Raw genomic sequence first — 22,446 nt, 5'->3', positions numbered from 1 at the left:
AATTTCGATAAATCTATGAAATTCAGAATTAATAGCCAAAATATAAAATCGCAGACAAAAATCAATATCTAAACCATTCATCTACATTCTTGTTACCTTTGTAATTCTAATTGAATTTTATGTATCGCAATACCCAACACTGGATCAAAACACTTGAAGAAAAAGGTGAATTGGTTCGTATCAAAGAATTTGTAAACCCTGAACTGGAGATCACAGAAATTACAGACAGGATCTCTAAGCAATATGGTCCGGCGCTGTTATTTGAAAACAACGGAACAGATTTTCCTGTTCTCATTAATTCAATGGGAACTGAACAGAGGATGGCCTGGGCTTTAGGAGTTGAAAAACTTGATGATGTTGCTGCGGAAATCGAAACATTAATTAAACAACTTACTACTCCTAAAGATAGCATTTTAGATAAATTGAAAATGCTTCCAACTCTTGGATCAATTGCTTCATGGATGCCCAAAATTATAAGTGGTAAAGGCGAATGTCAGGAAGTGGTCATGAAAGATCCGGACATTACTAAATTTCCTGTTCTGAAATGCTGGCCTGAAGATGGTGGACCGTTCGTTACTCTTCCTGTTATTCATACTAAAGATCCATTAACGGGTTTGCGAAATGTCGGACTTTACAGAATGCAGGTTTTCGATCCGAAGATGACAGGAATGCACTGGCATCGTCACAAAGTAAGTGCCCGCCATTTTAATGAATACAAAAAGCTTGGCCAGAAAATGCCTGTTGCAATTGCACTGGGCGGAGATCCTGTTTATGCTTACTCTGCCACTGCCCCACTTCCTGATGGCGTTGATGAATATATGCTTGCCGGATTTATCCGCAAGAAAAAAGTTGAATTGGTTCAATGCCTGACTCAGGATGTACAGGTTCCTGCAGATGCCGACATTATTATCGAAGGCTATGTTGACCCAAGCGAAGATTATATTCTTGAAGGCCCGTTTGGAGATCATACAGGTTATTATTCTTTAGCCGATATGTATCCGCGCTTTCATATCACTTGTATCACTCACAGAAAGAATGCTGTTTATCCTGCGACAATTGTTGGTATACCACCACAGGAAGATGCATGGATAGGAAAAGCAACAGAACGGATATTTCTTGTGCCCATAAAAATGACAATGGTTCCGGAAATTGTTGATATGGTATTACCTGTTGAAGGTGTGTTTCATAATTTAGTTATTGTGAAGATCAATAAAGATTATCCGGGACAAGCAAGCAAAGTAATGCACAGTCTTTGGGGAGCCGGACAAATGATGTTCACAAAAATGATGGTTGTTGTTGATGGCGATGTAAATATTCACAACAGCAGTGAAGTTGCAAAATATGTAAGTGAGAATTTTGATCCTGCGCACGACATTCACTTTACTCAAGGACCTGTGGATGTTCTTGACCATAGCTGTTCTGTAATGGCCTTTGGGGGAAAAATCGGAATTGACGGTACCAAGAAAACTCATGAAGAACTTTCAGGACGAATTTCATTCGGTTCAGTTAGCAACAAGACCCCTGACCAATCAGAAATTCAAAATGAATTTCCTGAAATAAAAGCTATCAACTATCAGGTTCTTAAACTCGGGATTTCAATTCTCTTCTTATCGATTGAAAAGAACAGAAAGAATCATGTCAAAGAAATTTCTAAAAAATTGTTTGCCAGAAAAGATTTTTCGGAAATAAAAGTTATTGTTTTTCTCGAGCACACATTCGACATTTCAGATACTGCTGATGCCGTATGGAGATTTGCAAATAATGTTGATCCAAAACGCGATCACATTTTAGTTGAAGATGAATCCGGTGTTTCGCATTTATCAATGGATGGGACAAGAAAGACAAAAGAGTTCGATGGGTTTCAACGTGACTGGCCAAATATCCTGGCATCCGATGACCGAACAATTGAACGTATCGACGAGATCTGGGATAAACTCGGACTTGGAAAATTCATTGAGTCGCCTTCGAAAAAATACAGAGAACATCTTTACGAAGGTGGTGCTGTGGCAAAGTGAGTTATTTTTTATATGGATTATGTGAAGTTCTGACAACAAGTTTGAAATCGTCGATCCAGAATTTTTCACCGGCAGGGTTGTGAAAATAGGCAGTTAATTTATCTCCCTTCTTCGCGCTTCGTGGAAATTCACCACAAATTAAAATCGAATACCACTTACCCGGTTCATGGCAATAATCAGTTAAACCCGCACCATGGAATTGATATGAATGTGTTGAATCATCGAATGCTAAATTAATCGAAGCTTGTTCAGGCAATTTGTCAAAATATACTTTCGCAGAAAAAATTGCATACCGATCAGCGGACTCGGGAATTTCTTCAACAGGTGTTTTTACTGAAGTACTAAATGTTTTTGTACTATCCATCCATTCAGAATATTTTCCTGAGAATGCATGTTCATCTGTCTCATGGATTGGCATAAACGTATCGCCATCATAATCATTAATAAAAGTATAAATAACAGAGTCCGTTTTTATTTCCTCACCTGACTTTGAAAATAAATAGGAAGTAGCGTTGAAATAAATTTTCTTCTGAATAAGTTTTGGATATTTCGAACGAATGACCTCAAGGATCTCATACGGATGATAGCTGTTCGTCCAGGAATAACCAAATTCATCGGAAGTGCTGGAATCTACGATCTGAAATAACCGCCCATAATCTTTTGGACTTTCTAATTTGAAAATTATCTGCCGGGGTTTTGAGGCAAGTTTAGAATAATAATAATTGAAATATTGCGGATTGATCACATTAACGACAACAGGTACATCCGGCGGAAATGAATTTACATCTTCTGCAATTTCTTTGAAAACTCCGAAATGATTTTTTGAATAAAATCCGGAAGCTATAAGACTATACATTCCCGTAAATAGAAAAAATAAGATCACCGGTAACTGATACTTCAGTAAGAATCGCGGCGTAAATGAAAATATAAAAAAGAAAATGAATGGCAATACAAATAACAGTGTTGAAAACTGAATGACCGGATGTCCGAGCACTGAATACAGGTATGCAAGCAGGAAGACAAACATAAACCAGATCACAGATAATATTCTCCAGCGGGTTATGTTTGGCGAATGAATTGGGAAGATTGCTCCTAAGATCAACCAGACTACAACAACGACAATAAATAATTTTGAATTGTTGAATACAACATAGAAGAAATCCCACAAAAATGTTTTTTCAGGCGGAGCCAACCAGCCACCGATATCTCCCGTCTTCATCTGTTCTTTGAAAATTCCCAGCTCCGGAATGAAAGATAGTAAAGCAATTGTACCTCCTAAAAGATACAATTTCAAAAGATCCTTTTTCACAAAAAACATTCCACTTAAGCCAAGTATTGCAGCAAAAGCAAAACTGAAGTAATGATTATGAATACAAAGTATGGAACCAATCAACCAGATCCACCAAAATTTCATTTTCCCTTTACCACTTTCATTGAAAAGAAAAAATGTCCAGCCATAAGTTGCGAGCAGGCAAAAGAACATTCCTGTGCTATACATTCTTGCAATCTGAGTGTACTGAATGACAAGCGAACTGGTAGTGAAAGTGATAATTGTTAACAGTCCGATAAATTCATTCGCCCACTTTTTACAAATGAAATACAACAAAATTGTTGAACCAAATGCACACAAAACAAAAGGGATCCGCAATAAAAATGCATCATCACCAAATAACTTCATCCAGTAAAATATGTACGTTTGAATGCCGGCAGGATGATAGTCGATATACACGCCCTTTGTGATCATTTCGGAAAATGTATCATAGCGCGATCGTGTTATCGCACTCAATTCATCATTGGATAATGAAAGATCTTTCAGGTTAATGAAATGGAGTACAAAAGAAATTGCCAGAATAAATATCAGCAACCGATCATTTCTTTTTTTAATATCCATTTCCAGATCTCTTATTTTGCACGTTGACGGATGGCTTCATAAAGCATCACTCCACAAGCAACTGAAACATTTAACGACGAAATTGTTCCTGCCAATGGAATACGTGATAATTCTTCTGCAGATTTTATCAACTCATTGCTTACACCATCTTCTTCTGAACCCATAATGATCGCCAGTGGTCCGCTGAAATCTGATTTAAAATAATCTTCACTCCCTTTTTCACTTGCAGCGACAACACGAATTCCACTTTCCTGCAAATAGGCAACTGTTTGCTTTAAATGGTTCTCGCGACATACAGGAATTTTGCTCAATGCTCCTGCAGAGGTCTTGATGGCATCAGCAGTAACCTGAGCCGCTCCCCTACCGGGAATTACGATTGCATGTACTCCGGAACATTCTGCAGTACGCGCAATCGCTCCGAAATTCCGTACATCCGTTATCCTGTCGAGAATTAAAATTAATGGAACCTGACCTTTCTCAAAAACGAATGGAACGATGTCTGTTAATTTATGATAAGTGATCGAAGAAATGTAACATACAACATCCTGATGATTATTACGTGTGATGCGATGCAATTTTTCTATAGGAACTTCTGTATAGGTAATATTCTTTTCCTTTAAAAGTTCTTTCAACTCTCCCATCAACTCACCTTTTGCTCCACGGCAAATAAACATTCTGTCGATTTCTTTTCCGGCATGAATTGCTTCCATTACCGGACGAATTCCATAGATCAATTGCGTGTCTTCTTTTGGCTCTGGGCGACGGGAACGAAAACTACCTTTGTTATTGTTGTTGTACATACTTTTTTCTGATACTAATTAAAACTATTGAATGCCCTGCCTTGACGCCATGTTTCGACAGCGCGATACCAGTTACTTTCATATATCGGCGCTCTCGACAAGGTCATATCATTGGGTGTAAATGGATTATTCACTTTTGTAAAAAAGAAATTTAATGCTAATGCACTGTTTGGAGTTCCGTAGATCCATGTTTCTGATTCAGCACCCAGATAAAGAGTGGTAGGTGATCCAAAGATCACATAGATCATCCCTCTGTCTGTTCTCCAACCCTCAGTATAAGATGTAAAAAATTTGTTTGCATCTTGTACCCTGCCATAATATTTACGGATCAAAGCACGGGTTTTTTCTTCAGAACCTCCACGCGACAGCCAGAAATTATCAACCGCTGTTTTCATGTTCGTGGATTTTTGCATTTCCTCAAATTCTTTTTTAGATGTAAGATACCTCAGTGATTCTAAGAGTTGCTGTTGTTTTGAAACATTCGGATAACCTGATTCAAAGCGAAAGATTGTTCCGCCTTCTTTAATGGTTGTATCTGATTGCAAATGATAAAATCCTTCCTCAGGAAGATTTACTAAAGTCGAATCATTTACACTGATTTGAAATACACTGTCAGGTGTATAATCAAATTCAGTTTTTATGTCAAAAGAAAAAGGTGGCGCAGGAAGTAAGAATTGACGTTTATAATGCTTACACCATAAAGTCCGGATACCCGGATCTTTATAATGGATCATAAAACTATCTGATTGGTTAAAATAATTCTTCAGAATTATATTTCCCGCCTTATCAGTAAAAGCAAAGTCGTTTCTGGAAATTGTACTGTTAATTTCCAAAGGAACAAAGTAATCTTCATATGCTCCTTTATTGAGATCATAAATCACTATCCGAAGTTTTAATTCTCCATTTTGTTTAACAGGAACTTTCATCGATAAAACCTGCTGAATCGATTTATCAAGAATGTCGAAAGAAAACACTGAAGATATGCTGTCGAGCACTTTCGTATTGTCATACGAGCGCACAACTTCTGCTATGATCTTTACAAATGACTTATAGCCATTATCAGGTTGTCGCACATAAAGAAATTCTTCGGGAAGTACTTTCGTATAAAGGATCAACATAGAATCCTTCTGATTCCAGACTGAAAATTCAGGATGATAAACATTATCATTTGGCTTGTAAAAAGAAGCCAGATTGGTATTGCTTAAATCTCTCGTTGTAAAACAACCTGAGAACACTAATACAAGTATGAAAGCCGGTATAAGTCTGCCCATCGTTATTCTTCTTCTACACTTTCCTGTGCCTTTTCCAAAATAGAAGGTGGAAGATCCTTTGTTGATTTCGCCCCAAGTTTTTTCAGGTCTTCTACCCGCTTAACAAGATTTCCTGAGCCTGAAGATAATTTATTCATTGCATCTTCGTATGACTTCTTTGCACCATTCATCTTTGTACCGACTTCAATCAGATCGTCTACGAAGTTTTTAAACTTATCATACAATGCACCACCTTGTCTGGCAATTTCAATTGCGTTTCTTGTTTGTCGCTCCTGCTTCCAGATAGATGAAATTGTTTTCATCGTCGCAAGTAATGTCGATGGACTTACGATCACAATTTTTCTGTCCCATGCAAAAGTGAACAACTCATTATCTGCCTGAACTGCCAGACCAAATGAGGATTCTATTGGCATAAACAAAAGAACAAAATCAGGAGTGTTTATTCCAATTGATGTCTGATAATTTTTTTCACTCAGACCTTTAATATGCGAACGAACTGAAAGTATATGATCGCGTAAATATTTCTCACGGTCTTCATCTGTACTTGCATTTACCATTGCATCATAAGCAACCAGACTTACTTTTGAATCGATAACAATATGTTTGTTGTCGGGCAGATTAATAATTATATCGGGTTGAATGCGACGTCCTTCTTCGTTTGTAGTATTATACTGAACTTCGTATTCACAACCTTTAACCAATCCTGAGCGTTCCAGAATTCTTTCAAGAATTGCTTCACCCCAATTGCCTTGCGTTTTTGTGTCCCCTTTCAGTGCCCGCGCTAAATTATTTGCTTCATCAGAGATCTGCTTATTTAATTCAATCAGATTTTTGATCTCACCCTTTAATGTATGTCTTTCCGCAGATTCAATTTTATAAGACTGCTCTACTTTCTGTTCAAAGTCTTTTATTTTTTCTCTGAGTGGTGTCAGAATAACATCCAGATTTGTTCTGTTCTGCTCTACAAATTTGAGACTCTTTTCTTCAAGGATCTTAGAAGAAAGATTTTCAAATTCCATTGTAAATTTCTTCTGCAGGTTTTCAACATCTGCTTTCTGATTCTCCAGTTTATCGAGATAGTTGTTAACCATTTCTTGTTTTGTCGCCAGACTTGAACTCAAAGCAATGATTTGATCTCTTTCCTTTTTCAGGATATCGTCTGAATTTTTTTGCTGAAGAATCATTTGCTGAATTCTGTCAGTCAGCACACTCTTTTCTCTTTCAAGTTCAGTAATTTTGAATTGAAGCTCCTTCTCTACTGCATTTGGCTTGTTCTTCACAAAAAAGTAAGCAATGACTGCTCCAAGTAGCAATCCAACAATTAAAAATACAATCTCCATACAATGAGGCCTTTAAAATGGTATTGAAGCAGAACTTATCCGCTTGATGTTTGTAAATTTACAAATAAATTCTTGCCAAAAACGTTAGAATCCGGGTCTGCTAATGAAAAATTATTTCCTCGTCTGGATGTTCCTCCTGACCACTCCATTTCGCTTATTTTCTGCTGAATACATCTTAAACCTACATCCTGAATCCTGGAACATTAATCAGAAAGGTTATCATATCAGTGAGGTCCGGGACGGCCGAAATGATAAGTCAACAGGAACGGTAATGGTCACAGGAAAGATAATGACTGCCGGTTTTAAAAAATCACTGACAAGTGATCTATTGGATCTCGTTCAACACTCAGTAACCTTTGACTCAACCACAATTCCGGTCATATTGGAATTAAAGAAATTCAGATTAGATGTCAAAGGAAGTCCGGCAAAACATCAGGATGTGCTTGATTTCTCCATCCGTTTTTACAGAGAAATTGATGGTGATATTTTTGAATTGTTTCAACTCAACGGTAAACCCACAATGAATGTTCTGGGAAATATTCCGGAAGTAGCAGAAAAAAATATTCTTACTGCCATGAAGCAATCTTTACTGAATTTTGACCAATGGATGAAAGAGAATATCAATATTCCTCCTATGGCAAATAAAGTTGTGGTGGAATTTTTGCACAATATCAGATTAAAACCTGATATAGGTGACACGCTTATCTGGAGCGAAGGATATCAGTTAGCATGGACGGATTTTCTGGGACCTGTTAAAGCATCTGATTTTGCGGCTGAAAGTAATTGTATGTTTTATTACAAAGCCAGACCTGAAATTCAAAATGGAACTTTAACGCTCTACATAAATTTTGATGCTTGTTTTATAAAAAGAAGTTCATGGGTAAAAGAGGGTGGTGAGAGAGATTCGCTGTTGTTGCACGAACAATACCATTTCAACATCTGTGAAATGTACGCCCGAAGATTCCGGAAACAATTAATGCAAACAACTTTAAGTCCTATGAAAATCGAACAACAGGTAAAAGCACTTTTCGATGAAGTATGGGCTGCATATGTTCAGGCACAAAACGAATACGACGAACAAACCCAACATGGTTTAGTGAATACTGAACAGAATAGATGGATGCGGGAAGTGGATGCTGAATTGTTGCAGTAAGTAAAATAGTTTAAGGCTCAAAGTTCAAGGTTCAAAGTTGGCCTTGTAGTCACCTACGAAGCCAACTTTGAACTTTGAACTTTGAACTTTGAACTTTGAACTTTGAAACCTAGACTAAAATACAATCACCATATACCCCTTCTGCTCCAATGGCGCAGTTGGGACATTATTGAACAGCGCACTTTCAGCGGCTTGTTTGGCTTTTGTTTTCAGGTACTCACTGTTAGTAGTTGAACCTGGTGCACCCGGAATGGCTTTCATCACATGACCATATTTGTCAATAGTAACATCAACAACTACTGTTCCTTTTTCCTGAGTTAAATTGTCAACACGCGGAGCTTTTGAAACAATTCTGTCTGCAACTTTATAACGAACCATATACGAACCTGACATGATCTGTTTCTCTCCTATTTCTTTCTGGAGTGCAGCAGTTGATTCTCCACCGGCTGATTCACCGACTTCACCAAATGTGATCGAATAGATCTCGTCAGTTTTAATTTTCATTAAGTTTCCTTTGTATAGAAAGTTAACCACACCGTTTGCAAGGGATTCAACCTTGCCATTCATTTTCTCGCCAGACTTCATGGCAATTATCTGTTGTGCATTTACCTGAATTCCACAAGCAATCAAGGCAATCAAAATTATCTTTTTCATTTCTTTACGATGGTTTTATACAAAATTAGAAACCCTGAAGCATAATATGCGCTGGCATATCTGAATACCATCATACAATTTCAATACCTTTCAAAACCATTACAAATTCATAATGAAGCAAAAAAAATATCAGCTGCTGATTTTTATCTTCATACTGGCCACTAAATTCACCATTGCCACAAGTCTGCAGGAAATAATTCCGAACGGCTATGAAGTCAGAGATAGTGTTTCCGGTAATCTGAATAATGACCAATTTACAGACATGATTCTCGTTCTTAAACAAAAGAATGAAGACAGCCTCGCTGCAATCAGTGATACAACAATCAAACGTGAAACAATAATTCTCTACGGAACAGCAAGCGGCTATTCAGTTATTGCCAGAAGTATGAATGCTGTTTATTGTGTTATTTGTGGTGGAGTTATGGGTGATCCATTTGTTGGTATCAGCATTGATAATGAGAGTTTCAGTATTTCACATTATGGTGGCGCCGTAATGAGATGGGGACGCGTCTCTACATTTTCTAAAAACACAAATGGAACGTGGGTTCTTGCAAAAGATGAAAATGAAAATTTCAGCGCTGTGAATCCTGAATTACCAAACGATAGTACTATAACAACACCTGAAGATTTTGGTGTTATCACTTTTGAACAATTCGACATAAATAAAGAATGAAATCCAAGCAAACAACACTAGCAGTATTTTTCTTACTAATTTCAGCAACGCTTTTTGGACAAGGTGAGTTTTCTGTCAAAAAAGAATTCCGGGCTGATTGCAACGGTACAAACAAGGTATTGCAATCTACTGAAGAATACGATCAGGCTCAGAAAATAAAATCATCGACACAACCAAAAAGAAAAACTGAGTTTGTGTATGATTCGAATGGAAATTTAATTTCAAAAATTCATAGAGATCTCAGCGGAAAGTTACTTCGATACAATAAGATCTACTACAATGAAAACAATGAATATTCAATCGACACTCTTTTCAGCGGCGATAGTACAGCTTCAATGATCTTTAAAAGACGACATTCGAAGAAAGCGAACGAAGATATTATTACATGGGACAACCTTGTGCAAAAAGGGTCCACAGTTATACAGACTATTAAACTCGATGAGCAAAAAAATGAAATTGAAAATACTGTTTGTACATCTTCCTCAGAATGCACTATTTCAAAAAACACGTATTCAGAATCAAAGTTAATGAAATCTGAAATCTTCCGTCGCGAAGAAATGAACCGAAAGCCTGTTTTGATCGAAACACAGATTTTTGAATATGACTCGTCAAACAGACTTTCGAAAATTACTTTTACAAATGAAATAGATAGAATGTGTGACCATACACTTATTTACAATTACGAATAACATTTTAATTGATAAAAGGAATTCATCATATTGCAATTATTGTTTCCGACTATGAACGGTCGAAGAAGTTTTATACGGAAATTTTAGAATTAAAGATTGTATCTGAAAATTTCAGAAAGGAAAGAAATTCATATAAACTTGACCTCAGTGTGAATGGCGAATACAAGATTGAATTATTTTCCTTCCCTTCTCCTCCGCCAAGAGTCAGTCAGCCGGAGGCAACCGGACTAAGACATCTTGCATTTTCAGTGAACGACCTTGAAAGTACAATTACAAGATTGAATAAATTTGGAATCGTTACAGAACCTATCAGAACTGATGAATTTACGGGGAATCGGTTTACTTTTTTTGCCGATCCTGATGGGTTGCCGATTGAACTTTATGAATTAAAATGAAAAAGATCAATACAAGAACTCAATCTTCGAAGTAAAATGAAAAAGTTCAACACAAGAACACAAGATCACAATAAGAGCACGGAATTTAACACATTATAATTCCGTGCTCTTATTGTGATCTTATGATCTTGTGTTTTATTTTACGCTCTTCAACTTTCTGATTAGAAATTATTTAAGATTCTGGCAATAATTCCTGCTACAAATCGTCTCACAAATTGATACCTTTGCACGATCTATGAAATTATTACTTTCCTATCTTAAAAATTACAAGAAATTCGTCCTTTTAGCATTAGTTCTGGCGGCAATCAACCAGTGTTTTTCGTTAATGGACCCTGTTATTGCAGGAAAAATGATTGATAAATTCGGTGTTGGTTATAAAAATTATGCCAACGATTCAGACCGGTTTATACATGAGATCCTCTATTATCTTGCTGCCTTAGTTGGTGTAGCAATGGTTTCCAGAATAGCGAAAAACTTTCAGGACTACTTTGTAAATGTAGTTGTTCAGCGGACCGGAGCAGACATGTATAAAGATGGTATCAGTCATTCTCTTGAACTTCCATATCATGTTTTTGAAGATCAACGCAGTGGTGAAACACTGGGCAAACTTCAAAAAGTCAGGAGCGATTCTGAAAAATTTATTGTGTCTTTTATAAGTCTCGTGTTTCAGATCCTCGTCGGATTGGTATTCGTGATCACCTACTCTTTTACTGTGCATTGGTTAGTAGCTCCTGTATTTTTAGTTACAGTTCCTGTTCTTGCCATGATAAGTAGCGCCCTTAGTAAAAACATCAAGAAAGTCAGTAAAGAAATTTTAAAAGAGACTACCTCACTTGCAGGATCAACGACAGAATCATTACGGAATATTGAACTTGTAAAAAGTCTTGGCCTGGCCGGACAGGAAATTGAACGTCTCAACTCTACGACAGGAAAGATCCTGAAACTTGAATTAAAAAAAGTGCGTTTCGTCCGGAGTCTATCATTCATTCAAGGTACGGCTGTTAATTTACTTCGAACTGCATTCGTGTTCTTATTGTATTGGCTTGTCTTCGGGGAAAATATCACTCTCGGACAATTAATGACTTTAACATTTTTCAGCTTTTTTATTTTTGGTCCGCTACAGGAATTGGGAAATGCAATTGCAATCTATCGCGAAGCGCAGGCATCTTTACAAAATTTCGAAGACATCTTAAATACGCCATTAGAACCTCGTCCGGAAAATCCTGTGAGTATTGGAAAACTGGAAGAACTGCGATTTGATAATGTTTCATTCAGACATCAGACCTCTAAACAATTTGCAGTGGAGAATATCAATTTCACTGTTCGTAAAGGTGAAAGCATTGCATTTGTTGGTCCATCCGGTTCAGGTAAAACGACTTTGGTAAAATTACTTGTTGGCTTATACCTTCCTGAAGACGGGACGATCTTTTATAATAATGTTGCCGGAACTTCAATCGAAAAAGATGAATTGCGTGAACAGATCGGATTGGTAACTCAGGATTCACAATTGTTCAGCGGATCGATTCGTGAGAACTTACTTTTCGTAAACCCGAAAGCAACTGATGAAGAATGTCTGGCCGTTTTGAATAAAGCAGCATGTCAGAGTTTAATGCAACGCGCAACCAATGGTCTCGACAGTGTGATCGGTGAAGGCGGTGTAAAAGTTTCCGGTGGAGAAAAGCAGCGATTATCCATCGCTCGCGCCCTGCTTCGTCAGCCGAACTTGCTGGTATTCGATGAAGCTACCTCCGCACTCGATTCTATTACTGAAGAAGAGATCACAGGAACGATTCGTCGGTTGTCAGATCACAACGATCATATAACGATAATGATCGCTCACCGTTTAAGTACGATAATGCATGCCAATAAAATTTTCGTTCTTGAAAAAGGATCGATCGTGGAATCGGGAAGTCATGACGAATTACTTTCTTCCAAAGGTCTTTACTATGCAATGTGGAGGCAACAAATCGGAGAAAGAAAGCGTACAGATACTGTATCTGCGAATGGCAATGGAAATGCCGTTCACGCTTAATTTCAAATGAAACTATGCTTGATGATTTAAGCCGGCAATTGCGTCAGCGACTTGTGCTCCCTTTACCCGGAACAGAAGCGCATTATAAAATGGCCAATGCTGAACGAAGAGTCAATAGCAGCCGGATCAAAATTCCGGATAACCATCGTAAAGGTGCTGTCCTCATTTTGCTTTATGAAGATGAAAACAAGATTTGTTTCCCGCTGATCATCCGTCCGGAATACAATGGCGTCCACAGCGGACAAGTTGCTTTGCCAGGAGGCGGATTCGATCTTGAAGATGAAACGCTTCAGAACACAGCTTTAAGAGAAGCCCAGGAAGAAATCGGTATTTTCAAAAATGATGTTGTCATACTCGGCGCACTTTCACCACTCTATATTCCCCCAAGTAATTTTTTAGTTCACCCTTATATCGGCATGCTCAGCTACCGTCCGCATTTCGTTCCCGACGAAACAGAAGTAGCCGGCATCATTGAAACTGACTTAGAGTCGGTGATGGATGAAACTCTCGTCGGTGAAAAGGTTATTAAACTGAGTAATGGAATGGAAATAACTACACCTTTTTTTGATATACAAAAGCAGACGGTCTGGGGCGCGACGGCGATGATCTTGAGTGAGGTGAAGTCGGTGCTTTATGAGATTGGGTATTGAAATTCGAGGTTCGTAATTCGAGGTTATTAATTAGTGCTTCGCCTTTGAAACCTGCTTATCGCTCAGCTACATCGCCAAAAATCCCAAATCGAATTCCGAAATCCGCAATCATTTCCCGCCCCTAAAGCATTCCGAAATATGATCATCCACCATCCCTGCAGCCTGCATATAAGAATAACAAATAGTTGAACCAACGAACTTAAAACCTCTGGCATAGAGGTCTTTACTCATTTCATCTGATTCGTTTGTTTTTGCGGGAACTTGTTTTGGGGAAGTGAATTTGTTCTTTATAGTTTTTCCCTTTGTGAACTGCCAGATGTATTTGTCAAAAGATCCAAACTCTTTTTGGATGGCCAGGAATGCCTTGGCATTTGAAACGGTTGCAACCACTTTCAGTCGGTTCCGGATAATTCCGGGATCAAGTAATAGCTTTTCGATCTTAGCCTCTTTGTATTTCGAGATCTTAATTGCATCAAAATTATCAAAGGCCTTACGAAAATTCTCGCGCTTGTTCAGGATCGTACTCCAACTCAGACCGGCCTGGAATGAATCCAGAACAATGTATTCGAAATGCAAAGCATCATCATGAACCGGTGTGCCCCATTCCTCATCATGATATTGCATCATCAAAGGCGATGACAAGCACCATGGACAACGAGTCAGTTCTTTTGCTTTAGCCATAAATTCCGGTTAAACAGGAGTCTGCGATGCTTTCAGGGCTTTGTCTTTCATTCCTTCATAAGTAACTGAACCCGGACGCTCCAATGGATGTCCAAGTGCACGATCCCAAAGTAATGATGCCATAACTCCAAGTGAACGACTAACTCCGAAAAGAACAGTATAGAAATCAAATTCTTCCATTCCGTAATGAATCAAAAGTGCTCCACTGTGAGCATCCACATTCGGCCAAGGATTCTTTATTTTCTTTATGCCTGATAAAATTTCAGGAACAACTTCATATACCATTTTCACGATCTGACAATTTTCATCATCAGGCATATATTTCTGTGCAAACTCCATTTGTGCAAGGAAGCGCGGATCAGTCTTACGAAGAACAGCGTGTCCATATCCCGGAACTACTTTACCTTCTTCGATGGTCTTCATTACATAATCTTTCAATTGCTCTCTGGTTGGTTTTGCACCATCGTAATAATTACGAAGATCCATTATCCACCGAACTACCTCCTGATTTGCCAGTCCATGTAAAGGACCTGCAAGACCATTCATACCTGCAGCAAATGCCAGGTAAGGATCACTTAAAGCCGATCCAACAAGGTGAGTTGCGTGAGCAGAAACGTTTCCGCCCTCATGATCGCAATGAAGCGTCAGATATAAACGCATCATACGTTTCATATCATAATCATCATAACCCAGCATGTGCGCAAAGTTTGCAGCCCAATCCAGTTTGTGATCCGGTTCTATGTGAACATTGTTTTTGTAAATCCGTCTGTAAATATAAGCTGCTACCCTTGGAAGACGAGCGATCAGATTCATTACATCTTCGTAACAAGCTTCCCAGTAATCCTTTTTATTTAAGCCTTTCCGGTATGCTGCAGCAAATACAGATTCTGTCTGAAGTGCCATGATAGCAATACTGAACTGTGTCATCGGATGAGTAGTCAAGGGAAGTGCATCCAAGGTATCGAAAACATGTTTAGGAACATTGCTCCGACGTGCCCAGGCATTACTGACATTTACCACATCATCATCTGTCGGCATTTCACCAATCAGCATCAGATAAAAAATTCCTTCAGGAAGTGGTTCTGTATCTCCGTGCGCTTTAGGAAGTTTCTCACGAAGTTCAGGAATACTGTATCCACGAAAACGAATTCCTTCATCCGGATCCAGCTTACTGGTTTCAGTAACCATTCCTATCATTCCTTTCATACCACTATACACTTGTTCAATAGAATATTGACCAATGATATAGTGACCATTGTTTTTAATGAAGTCTTTTGTTTCAACTGCCATAGGCAAAGCCACTCTGGCAAAAGCATCTTTTATTTTATCCGTTTTCACTTATGAATGATTATTGTATCTGTTTCTACTAAAGGCCCGACTAACGCCCGATTGCCTTTTCTAAATTCTCTTTTTTCTTTCCGCCTTCGATATTTATTTCAGGTAATACCAAAACGACACTGATGATAAATCCAAGAAGTAATAAGATCCAAACTAATGTTGTCAGCTTTTTCTTTGTCTCAGACCTTTGAAAAAAAGGCTTCTTCTTTTTTACTTTAACACGCTTTCTCAACCTGCCTGAACGAGGCGAGATCGAGTATTCTCCTGAAGCAATTTTATCTAAAGTATCCTGATCCATTTAACAACTCCCTGAAAAGAAGGTTTATTTGCTTACAAATTTAAAATCTTTTCCGCCAAATCTAGCATTTGACCCTAAAGCTTCCTCAATTCTTAATAATTGATTGTATTTAGCGATCCGGTCTGACCTACTGGCTGATCCCGTCTTGATCTGACCGGTATTCAGAGCAACTGCCAGGTCGGCTATGGTTACATCTTCCGTCTCTCCGCTCCTATGGCTCATTACAGCTGTATAACTGTTATTTTGAGCCATTGTAACTGCATTTATAGTTTCAGTCAAAGTTCCGATCTGGTTCACTTTTACTAATATTGAATTGGCTACTTTATCCTGAATTCCTTTGCTTAATCTTTTCACATTGGTCACGAAAAGATCGTCACCAACCAATTGAATTTTCGATCCGACTGCATCTGTCAGTCGCTTCCATCCATCCCAGTCATCTTCTGCTAATCCGTCTTCAATTGAAATGATCGGATATTTCTTCACCCAATCTGCCCAATAAGCTGCCATCTCTGCCGGAGTCAGTTTATCACCTGTAGATTTTTTGAAGATATACTTTCCTTCCTTGGCATCAAAGAATTCCGAAGCCGCTGCATCCATTGCAATGTAAATATCTTTTCCGGGTGTATAACCTGCTTCACCGATTGCATCAAGTACCGATTGAATTGCTTCTTCATTCGATTTCATATTCGGAGCAAAACCACCTTCATCGCCAACGTTTGTTGACAAACCTTTTTTCTTCAATACTGCTTTCAGGTGATGAAACACTTCCGTTCCCATTCTCAATGATTCGGAAAAAGAAGATGCACCCACAGGCATTACCATAAACTCCTGAAAGTCGATGCTATTGTCTGCATGCGAACCACCATTGAGAATATTCATCATAGGCACAGGAAGCATGTTTGCATTTACACCGCCAACATATCTGTATAGAGGTTGTCCGGTTTCAATTGCAGCAGCTTTTGCAGCAGCAAGACTAACTCCTAAGATTGCATTTGCACCTATGCTCGATTTGTTTTCAGTCCCGTCAAGCTCGATCATTCTTGCATCGATCACACCTTGTTCAGAAACAGGAAAACCTTTCAGCTCATCATTCAAAAGCTTGTTGACATTGTGAACAGCTTTCAACACTCCTTTTCCAAGATAGTTTTTCTTGTCGCCATCTCTTAATTCCACTGCTTCATGAATTCCGGTTGAAGCTCCACTTGGCACTGCAGCTCTGCCTACAACTCCGGCATCTGTAATGACATCAACTTCAATTGTCGGATTTCCTCTGGAATCCAGGATCTGACGGGCATGTATGTTTTCTATATAACTCATAAGGCTGTTCAAAAATGCATTGCAAAATTAAAAAAATACCTTACTAATGGAAATAAAAACGACCGTTATTTTAATGTCCTTTCATAGAAGGAGATTTGAAAATAGTGATCAGAGATCAGAAGGTGCTGAGTCAAGCGGATTTCTATTGAATGTCAGCTTTTTAAGGATAAAACTCACTTAGTTGTTTGCAATTATACTTCGTTTAATTATTTAAAAAAAAATCGTAAGAATAACTAAATTCGCCACGTGGATAAACTCTTCGCTGTAACTAATTTTTTGAAATACCGGATCAAAGGCGGTACTGCTCACGATATTCACTCGCCTTTCGTATTTGATCTGCTCAACAATGTTATTCGTGACCAGACTCCGTACTATTGTTTCGGACCAATTGAAGAATTACGACTTAAGCTTCTTGAAGACGACCGCTTAGTTTCAGTTACTGACTTGGGTGCCGGAAGCAGTAAAAGTTCATCAGCAAAAAGAGTCAGTGACATAGCGAAAAATTCCTTGCAGGAAAAAAAAATATTCTCAGCTTATTTTCCGGCTTGTCAATTTTTCAAATGCAAAAAACATTATTGAGCTCGGAACATCCTTAGGTATCACTACACTCTATATTTCAAACGCTGCGAAAAACGGAAAAGTTATTTCTCTTGAAGGCTCAACAGAAATTGCAGATCTTGCAAAAGTGAATTTCCAAAAAATGCGTAGTACGAATATTGAAATTGTAACCGGAAATTTCGATACGACCCTTTCCGGTGTTCTGAACAAAATGCAAAAGGTGGATCTGGTCTATTTCGATGGCAATCACCGGATGCAACCAACACTAGAGTATTTCAATTTGTGCCTTCAGAAAAAAACTCCTGATACAGTTTTCATTTTCGACGACATCTACTGGAGTCGTGAAATGAAATCTGCATGGGATACGATCATCCAAAACAAAGAAGTTACCATCAGCATCGATCTGTTCAAACTGGGAATTGTATTTTTCAGAAGCGGGATTCCGAAACAGCATTTTCAGTTGAAGTTTTAATGGTGTTAAACAAAGGGCAAACAGTTTATTTGGAGTTTTATCCCGTGATTGTTTTCCTTTGAACGCTAACCAACTTACACTAGTCAGAGATCGATCCAAAGCCTCAGCGAGACGACTTGCGAATTGTTGTAGGCGAATTACACAAAATTAAATTGAATAAAATTTTTATTCGAAATCTTTTTTATTTCATTTCAAAAGACCCGTCTTCATCCACAGGTCGCCCCGATGGGGCTAATCGTTTCTTTCATTCTGCGTCTACAAACATGTCGCCCCTCTGGGGCTTTCAGTATTTCAATTCAAATGGATTACAATGCTTGACCTTAATTAGATGGAGTGGGTATAAATATGGAAACGGCCTAAAGCCCCAGCGGGGCGACCTGTTTATAGCAACAAATTAGGAATAGACCCAAGCCCCAGCGGGGCGACCTGTTTGTAGCAACAAATTAGGAATAGACCCAAGCCCCAGCGGGGCGACCTGTGAATTGCTGTAACGTTGAATTACACATAATTAAAATGAATGAAATTTGTTCACCATTAAAAGGATATCGCACGTTGAAAGTAACAATATCGAAATTCTCTTCGTGCTCGTAAATACACGCTTGACCTTTGACAAAATAACATTTTTGTAACAATATACTTCTTACTTTAGCCTCACCATATCCACTCATTTATGACATCTAAAGCCCTTCTTGAACTTAAAGGCATTGCTAAAAAATATACGATCGGAACTGAAAATGTGAATGCCTTGCGGTCAATCGATCTGTCTATTTTCAAAGGCGAGTATGTAGCTTTGATGGGCCCTTCAGGTTCCGGGAAATCTACTTTGATGAATATAATCGGATGCCTCGATACACCGTCTGCCGGAACATATTACCTGAATGGCAATGAAGTCAGCACGATGTCGGATAACGATCTGGCAGAAATCAGAAATAAAGAAATTGGTTTCATCTTTCAGACTTTCAATCTTGTTCCAAGAAGCAATGCTTTGGATAATGTTGCACTTCCGCTTGTCTATGCCGGCATTTCTAAAGCCGACAGAAATGAAAGAGCAACCAAGGCATTAACGGATGTAGGTTTGCAGGACAGAATGACTCATAAACCAAATGAACTCAGTGGAGGTCAAAGACAACGTGTTGCAGTTGCCAGAGCGTTGGTAAATAATCCTTCTATCATCCTTGCCGATGAGCCAACCGGAAATCTTGATTCTAAGACTTCAGAAGAGATTATGAATTTGTTTGAAGATATTCACAAAAATGGAAATACAATTATTGTTGTAACTCACGAAGAAGATATTGCCCGACATGCTCATCGTATTGTCCGGATAAAAGACGGCATGATCGAATCAGATATGCAGAATGATGTTTTGTAAAAGAAGATGTAAAAATCAGCTAAGCCAATATGAAGATCTATACAAAAAAAGGTGATGAAGGAATGACTTCACTCATTGGCGGAACAAGAGTTTCAAAAGCTTCACTTCGTATCGATGCATATGGAACTGTCGACGAACTGAATTCATATATCGGATGGGTCAGAGATCTTTCCGGTGAAATTGCAGATAAGAATTTATTGATCGATATTCAGGACAGACTATTTACAATTGGCTCTCATCTGGCGGCTGATCCGGAAAAATCTAAAATGAAATTGCCGGAACTTCGCGAAGAAAATATTACAGAACTTGAAAAAGCAATGGATGAAATGGAAAGTCAGCTGCCGGAAATGAAATCATTTGTTCTTCCCGGCGGACATCAAGCTGTTTCCTGTACACATGTTGCCCGTTGTGTTTGCCGCCGGGCTGAGCGACTTACTGTTCTTTTAAATTCTGATGTTCCAGTTAATCCTCTTATTATAAAATATCTGAACCGTTTATCCGACTACCTATTTGTATTATCCCGCTTTCTGACCATGAAATTAGGGGCTGAAGAGACGCCCTGGAAGGCCAAAGTCTGAGGAGTCGGGATATTTAATTCCCAAATCCCGTTTATTCCGGAACTTCTATTCATGAACTCCTCTGAATCAAGCATTTCCGCATTTAAGTATGATTTTTTCTTACTTAAAATATTACTCTAGGATTTGAAGTATATTTTTATACTTTTGCCACCCAATAAAAAAAGATTAAACAAACTTATAATTTCATATGTACTGGACCCTTGAATTAGCACAACACCTGGAAGATGCTCCATGGCCTGCGACTAAAGACGAGTTAATTGATTACGGAATCCGTTCCGGCGCTCCTCTTGAAGTAATCGAGAACCTTCAGGAACTTGAAGACGAAGGCGAAGCCTATGAAAGTATCGAAGAGATCTGGCCGGATTATCCGACGAAAGATGATTTCTTTTTTAATGAAGACGAATATTGAATTCTAATTAGAAAATTAGAAGAAAAAATATGGGACTGCAAGTTGCAGTCCTTTTTTTATGCCGGAAACTTTAAAGAGACTTTAAAACTTTTTCAATATTCTTTAACACGACAAAACAATTTTCTTAATTTTAAATTCTCCCAAAATAAAATTCAAATGAAGTCCACTCTACTCTGCTTGCTTATAATTTTATTAAAACTGAATTCATACAGCCAATCCATTTTCCAGACTGCATACGGAAATAACGATATCGAAAAAATTATTTCCGTTGTTAAAGACAGCAATTACTACTATGTGGTTGCGCAATGTACTACACTTTCCAGTTTTGACAAGGACATTAGTTTCTTCTGTATCGATAATGATGGTGGATTGTTATGGTCGGTAATTCTTGGTACAAATAAAAATGACTATGCAAGTAGTCTGGTCAGAACTTCTGATGGTGGTTTTGCAATTTCAGGAGAAACATTCGGTGGATTTATTGATTCTACAACGAGCGACCTTTTTCTGATCAAGACAGACGATCAGGGATTTCCAATCCTGGCCGAAACTTATGGCGGACCTGGAAATGAAACCGGCGGTGGTTTGTTGGAAGATGTGAATGGAAACTTTTATATGTCAGGTACTACTACAAGTTACGGCAATGCTTTAGAATCTGCATTGATAATTAAAACAGATGCAATGGGAAATCAGCTCTGGACAAATGTAAATAGTTCGATGGAATCGAATTGGCTTCCCGATCTCTTGCAAAAACCAAATGGAGATCTGCTAGCATCGGGATTTTGTTTTAATACAAGTAACCCGCTTAATAAAAATTATGTTGTAAGTATTGACCACATGAACGGAAATCTTTTGCAAGCTTCACGTTCAGGAAATTCTAATAATTGTGTTATTGCGGGGATGACATTGACAAGTGATGGTGGTTATGCAACATGTGGACTCGAATTTTTCGATATGGGAACTTTCAATATGAATGTCTGCAAGTATGATTCTGCAGGAAACAGAATGTGGAACAATATCTATGGTACAAATCAGGATGATGCATATTCAATTACTGAAGCTGATAATGGTGACCTGATCATTGCCGGAAAAACAAATGTCGGTACAGTAGTGAGTCCGAGTTATAAAAGTACTTTATTAAGACTTGACAGCGCGGGAAATATTATCAGCGCTAAAACTTACGGTTATAGTGCAACTACTTCTGAAAGCAATTTTGTAATTAACGGAATAAATAATTCAATTCTATCTGCAGGAATAATTCACGAACCGGGTTTGGGTTCGAATGCTCACATCATTAAAACTGATGCTGCAGGAAATTCAGGATGTTTTGAAAATACATATTCACCGGCTTTAAGTGTTTTATCATTCAGCGATAGTGCCGGAGCCGACTGGCAATTAGTGAACATGACTCAGTTTTCTATCAACCCATTCTGGCAGTCATTATCAAATCAATTTACATTGTATTGCTACAGCACGGAACTCTCAGATATTTCAGTGAAATCACCTATGGTATTTCCAAATCCTGGTACAGGAATTTTCAGAATAGAAACTCAAATTTCAGGCAATCATTTCATTGAGATCTTTGATGCTATCGGACAAAAAGTCATGCAAAAATACTTTGGTGAGGACTTTGTTAATGTCGATCTGTCGAATTATTTGCCGGGGGTTTATTACTTCAGGGTTGATAATTCTGCAGGCGGAAAAATTATTTTGAATTATTGATAAATACCTACAAGATGTTACAAGTTTCAGGTTATAGGTTATAGGTTACAGGTTGTAGGTACCAACCTGAAACCTGTAACCTGAAACCAATAAAAAATTTATCATCCCAACTACCAATTTACCCTAATATAATAGACTAACTAA

22 protein-coding genes are annotated in these 22,446 nt (G+C 38.2%); 13 read left to right on the top strand and 9 right to left on the bottom strand.

What is annotated here, in order from left to right:
* Positions 1–119: 119 nt before the first annotated feature.
* A complete protein-coding gene (locus tag IPL24_19255; GenBank protein MBK8365719.1) occupies positions 120–2,015 on the top strand; it encodes a menaquinone biosynthesis decarboxylase in 1,896 nt (631 codons plus the stop codon).
* A 1-nt stretch (position 2,016) separates the two neighbouring features.
* Here IPL24_19255 and IPL24_19250 read toward each other — a convergent pair whose 3' ends face one another.
* From IPL24_19250 to rmuC, 4 genes are read right to left on the bottom strand one after another with little or no spacing between them, the layout of a single operon-like run.
* On the bottom strand, positions 2,017–3,906 hold the full coding sequence (locus IPL24_19250; GenBank protein ID MBK8365718.1) for a glycosyltransferase family 39 protein: 1,890 nt from the start codon (positions 3,904–3,906) through the stop codon (positions 2,017–2,019).
* A gap of 11 nt (positions 3,907–3,917) precedes the next feature.
* On the bottom strand, positions 3,918–4,706 hold the full coding sequence (rlmB, locus tag IPL24_19245; protein ID MBK8365717.1) for a 23S rRNA (guanosine(2251)-2'-O)-methyltransferase RlmB: 789 nt from the start codon (positions 4,704–4,706) through the stop codon (positions 3,918–3,920).
* Between the two features lie 14 nt (positions 4,707–4,720).
* Positions 4,721–5,977: a GWxTD domain-containing protein gene (locus IPL24_19240; protein ID MBK8365716.1), complete on the bottom strand. Its 1,257-nt coding sequence runs from the start codon at positions 5,975–5,977 to the stop codon at positions 4,721–4,723.
* 2 nt (positions 5,978–5,979) lie between these two features.
* Complete coding sequence (gene rmuC, locus IPL24_19235) at positions 5,980–7,317, bottom strand: DNA recombination protein RmuC (GenBank protein ID MBK8365715.1); 1,338 nt, start codon at positions 7,315–7,317, stop codon at positions 5,980–5,982.
* Positions 7,318–7,420: 103 nt separating this feature from the next.
* On the opposite strand from rmuC, the gene IPL24_19230 reads away from it, so the two are divergent.
* Positions 7,421–8,470: a DUF922 domain-containing protein gene (locus tag IPL24_19230; GenBank protein ID MBK8365714.1), complete on the top strand. Its 1,050-nt coding sequence runs from the start codon at positions 7,421–7,423 to the stop codon at positions 8,468–8,470.
* A gap of 114 nt (positions 8,471–8,584) precedes the next feature.
* Here the strand turns inward: IPL24_19230 and IPL24_19225 are convergent, their stop codons facing one another.
* Positions 8,585–9,124, bottom strand: coding sequence for a hypothetical protein (locus IPL24_19225; protein MBK8365713.1), 540 nt, complete (start codon positions 9,122–9,124; stop codon positions 8,585–8,587).
* Positions 9,125–9,236: 112 nt separating this feature from the next.
* Between IPL24_19225 and IPL24_19220 the strand changes: the two genes are divergently transcribed.
* From IPL24_19220 to IPL24_19200, 5 genes are all read left to right on the top strand, one after another.
* Positions 9,237–9,797 (top strand): hypothetical protein, encoded by a 561-nt coding sequence (locus tag IPL24_19220; GenBank protein ID MBK8365712.1) that lies wholly within the window; start codon positions 9,237–9,239, stop codon positions 9,795–9,797.
* Positions 9,794–10,486, top strand: coding sequence for a hypothetical protein (locus IPL24_19215; GenBank protein MBK8365711.1), 693 nt, complete (start codon positions 9,794–9,796; stop codon positions 10,484–10,486). Before IPL24_19220 ends, IPL24_19215 begins: the two co-directional genes overlap by 4 nt.
* An 8-nt stretch (positions 10,487–10,494) precedes the next feature.
* Positions 10,495–10,881: a VOC family protein gene (locus tag IPL24_19210; protein MBK8365710.1), complete on the top strand. Its 387-nt coding sequence runs from the start codon at positions 10,495–10,497 to the stop codon at positions 10,879–10,881.
* Between the two features lie 235 nt (positions 10,882–11,116).
* The gene (locus tag IPL24_19205) at positions 11,117–12,913 is read left to right on the top strand and encodes an ABC transporter ATP-binding protein (GenBank protein ID MBK8365709.1); all 1,797 of its coding nucleotides are present in this window, start codon (positions 11,117–11,119) and stop codon (positions 12,911–12,913) included.
* A 14-nt stretch (positions 12,914–12,927) separates the two neighbouring features.
* Positions 12,928–13,563 carry a CoA pyrophosphatase gene (locus IPL24_19200; GenBank protein MBK8365708.1) on the top strand — a complete coding sequence of 212 codons (636 nt, stop codon included), beginning with the start codon at positions 12,928–12,930 and terminating at the stop codon, positions 13,561–13,563.
* Positions 13,564–13,671: 108 nt separating this feature from the next.
* Here IPL24_19200 and IPL24_19195 read toward each other — a convergent pair whose 3' ends face one another.
* The 4 genes from IPL24_19195 to eno form a co-directional block, all read right to left on the bottom strand.
* Positions 13,672–14,244 carry a DNA-3-methyladenine glycosylase I gene (locus IPL24_19195; GenBank protein MBK8365707.1) on the bottom strand — a complete coding sequence of 191 codons (573 nt, stop codon included), beginning with the start codon at positions 14,242–14,244 and terminating at the stop codon, positions 13,672–13,674.
* 9 nt (positions 14,245–14,253) lie between these two features.
* The gene (locus IPL24_19190; protein ID MBK8365706.1) at positions 14,254–15,534 is read right to left on the bottom strand and encodes a citrate (Si)-synthase; all 1,281 of its coding nucleotides are present in this window, start codon (positions 15,532–15,534) and stop codon (positions 14,254–14,256) included.
* An 88-nt stretch (positions 15,535–15,622) separates the two neighbouring features.
* The gene (locus IPL24_19185) at positions 15,623–15,880 is read right to left on the bottom strand and encodes a hypothetical protein (protein MBK8365705.1); all 258 of its coding nucleotides are present in this window, start codon (positions 15,878–15,880) and stop codon (positions 15,623–15,625) included.
* A gap of 24 nt (positions 15,881–15,904) precedes the next feature.
* Entirely contained in the window at positions 15,905–17,197 is a 1,293-nt protein-coding gene (gene eno / locus IPL24_19180; GenBank protein MBK8365704.1) for a phosphopyruvate hydratase, read from the bottom strand.
* Positions 17,198–17,443: 246 nt separating this feature from the next.
* Here eno and IPL24_19175 point away from each other — a divergent pair, with 246 nt between their 5' ends.
* The 6 genes from IPL24_19175 to IPL24_19150 all read left to right on the top strand — a co-directional run bounded on the left by IPL24_19175 (position 17,444) and on the right by IPL24_19150 (position 22,302).
* Entirely contained in the window at positions 17,444–17,776 is a 333-nt protein-coding gene (locus tag IPL24_19175; protein MBK8365703.1) for a hypothetical protein, read from the top strand.
* The gene (locus IPL24_19170) at positions 17,700–18,227 is read left to right on the top strand and encodes a class I SAM-dependent methyltransferase (protein MBK8365702.1); all 528 of its coding nucleotides are present in this window, start codon (positions 17,700–17,702) and stop codon (positions 18,225–18,227) included. Before IPL24_19175 ends, IPL24_19170 begins: the two co-directional genes overlap by 77 nt.
* Positions 18,228–18,897: 670 nt before the next feature.
* Complete coding sequence (locus IPL24_19165; protein MBK8365701.1) at positions 18,898–19,596, top strand: ABC transporter ATP-binding protein; 699 nt, start codon at positions 18,898–18,900, stop codon at positions 19,594–19,596.
* Positions 19,597–19,625: 29 nt separating this feature from the next.
* Positions 19,626–20,174: a cob(I)yrinic acid a,c-diamide adenosyltransferase gene (locus IPL24_19160; protein ID MBK8365700.1), complete on the top strand. Its 549-nt coding sequence runs from the start codon at positions 19,626–19,628 to the stop codon at positions 20,172–20,174.
* A 187-nt stretch (positions 20,175–20,361) separates the two neighbouring features.
* The gene (locus IPL24_19155; GenBank protein MBK8365699.1) at positions 20,362–20,583 is read left to right on the top strand and encodes a DUF2795 domain-containing protein; all 222 of its coding nucleotides are present in this window, start codon (positions 20,362–20,364) and stop codon (positions 20,581–20,583) included.
* A 156-nt stretch (positions 20,584–20,739) separates the two neighbouring features.
* The gene (locus tag IPL24_19150; GenBank protein MBK8365698.1) at positions 20,740–22,302 is read left to right on the top strand and encodes a T9SS type A sorting domain-containing protein; all 1,563 of its coding nucleotides are present in this window, start codon (positions 20,740–20,742) and stop codon (positions 22,300–22,302) included.
* Positions 22,303–22,446: the final 144 nt, after the last annotated feature.

This window comes from Bacteroidota bacterium, assembly GCA_016711505.1.
Taxonomy (GTDB): domain Bacteria; phylum Bacteroidota; class Bacteroidia; order AKYH767-A; family 2013-40CM-41-45; genus JADKIH01.
This window is presented reverse-complemented; position numbering and strand designations above follow the sequence as displayed.

Excerpts from the sequence above, each read along its gene's own strand:
- IPL24_19255 (MBK8365719.1), top strand. The coding sequence starts at position 120 with ATGTATCGCAATACCCAACACTGGATCAAAACACTTGAAGAAAAAGGT.
- IPL24_19250 (MBK8365718.1), bottom strand. The coding sequence starts at position 3,906 with ATGGATATTAAAAAAAGAAATGATCGGTTGCTGATATTTATTCTGGCA.
- rlmB (MBK8365717.1), bottom strand. The coding sequence starts at position 4,706 with ATGTACAACAACAATAACAAAGGTAGTTTTCGTTCCCGTCGCCCAGAG.
- IPL24_19240 (MBK8365716.1), bottom strand. The coding sequence starts at position 5,977 with ATGGGCAGACTTATACCGGCTTTCATACTTGTATTAGTGTTCTCAGGT.
- rmuC (MBK8365715.1), bottom strand. The coding sequence starts at position 7,317 with ATGGAGATTGTATTTTTAATTGTTGGATTGCTACTTGGAGCAGTCATT.
- IPL24_19230 (MBK8365714.1), top strand. The coding sequence starts at position 7,421 with ATGAAAAATTATTTCCTCGTCTGGATGTTCCTCCTGACCACTCCATTT.
- IPL24_19225 (MBK8365713.1), bottom strand. The coding sequence starts at position 9,124 with ATGAAAAAGATAATTTTGATTGCCTTGATTGCTTGTGGAATTCAGGTA.
- IPL24_19220 (MBK8365712.1), top strand. The coding sequence starts at position 9,237 with ATGAAGCAAAAAAAATATCAGCTGCTGATTTTTATCTTCATACTGGCC.
- IPL24_19215 (MBK8365711.1), top strand. The coding sequence starts at position 9,794 with ATGAAATCCAAGCAAACAACACTAGCAGTATTTTTCTTACTAATTTCA.
- IPL24_19205 (MBK8365709.1), top strand. The coding sequence starts at position 11,117 with ATGAAATTATTACTTTCCTATCTTAAAAATTACAAGAAATTCGTCCTT.
- IPL24_19200 (MBK8365708.1), top strand. The coding sequence starts at position 12,928 with ATGCTTGATGATTTAAGCCGGCAATTGCGTCAGCGACTTGTGCTCCCT.
- IPL24_19195 (MBK8365707.1), bottom strand. The coding sequence starts at position 14,244 with ATGGCTAAAGCAAAAGAACTGACTCGTTGTCCATGGTGCTTGTCATCG.
- IPL24_19190 (MBK8365706.1), bottom strand. The coding sequence starts at position 15,534 with ATGGCAGTTGAAACAAAAGACTTCATTAAAAACAATGGTCACTATATC.
- IPL24_19185 (MBK8365705.1), bottom strand. The coding sequence starts at position 15,880 with ATGGATCAGGATACTTTAGATAAAATTGCTTCAGGAGAATACTCGATC.
- eno (MBK8365704.1), bottom strand. The coding sequence starts at position 17,197 with ATGAGTTATATAGAAAACATACATGCCCGTCAGATCCTGGATTCCAGA.
- IPL24_19165 (MBK8365701.1), top strand. The coding sequence starts at position 18,898 with ATGACATCTAAAGCCCTTCTTGAACTTAAAGGCATTGCTAAAAAATAT.
- IPL24_19160 (MBK8365700.1), top strand. The coding sequence starts at position 19,626 with ATGAAGATCTATACAAAAAAAGGTGATGAAGGAATGACTTCACTCATT.
- IPL24_19155 (MBK8365699.1), top strand. The coding sequence starts at position 20,362 with ATGTACTGGACCCTTGAATTAGCACAACACCTGGAAGATGCTCCATGG.
- IPL24_19150 (MBK8365698.1), top strand. The coding sequence starts at position 20,740 with ATGAAGTCCACTCTACTCTGCTTGCTTATAATTTTATTAAAACTGAAT.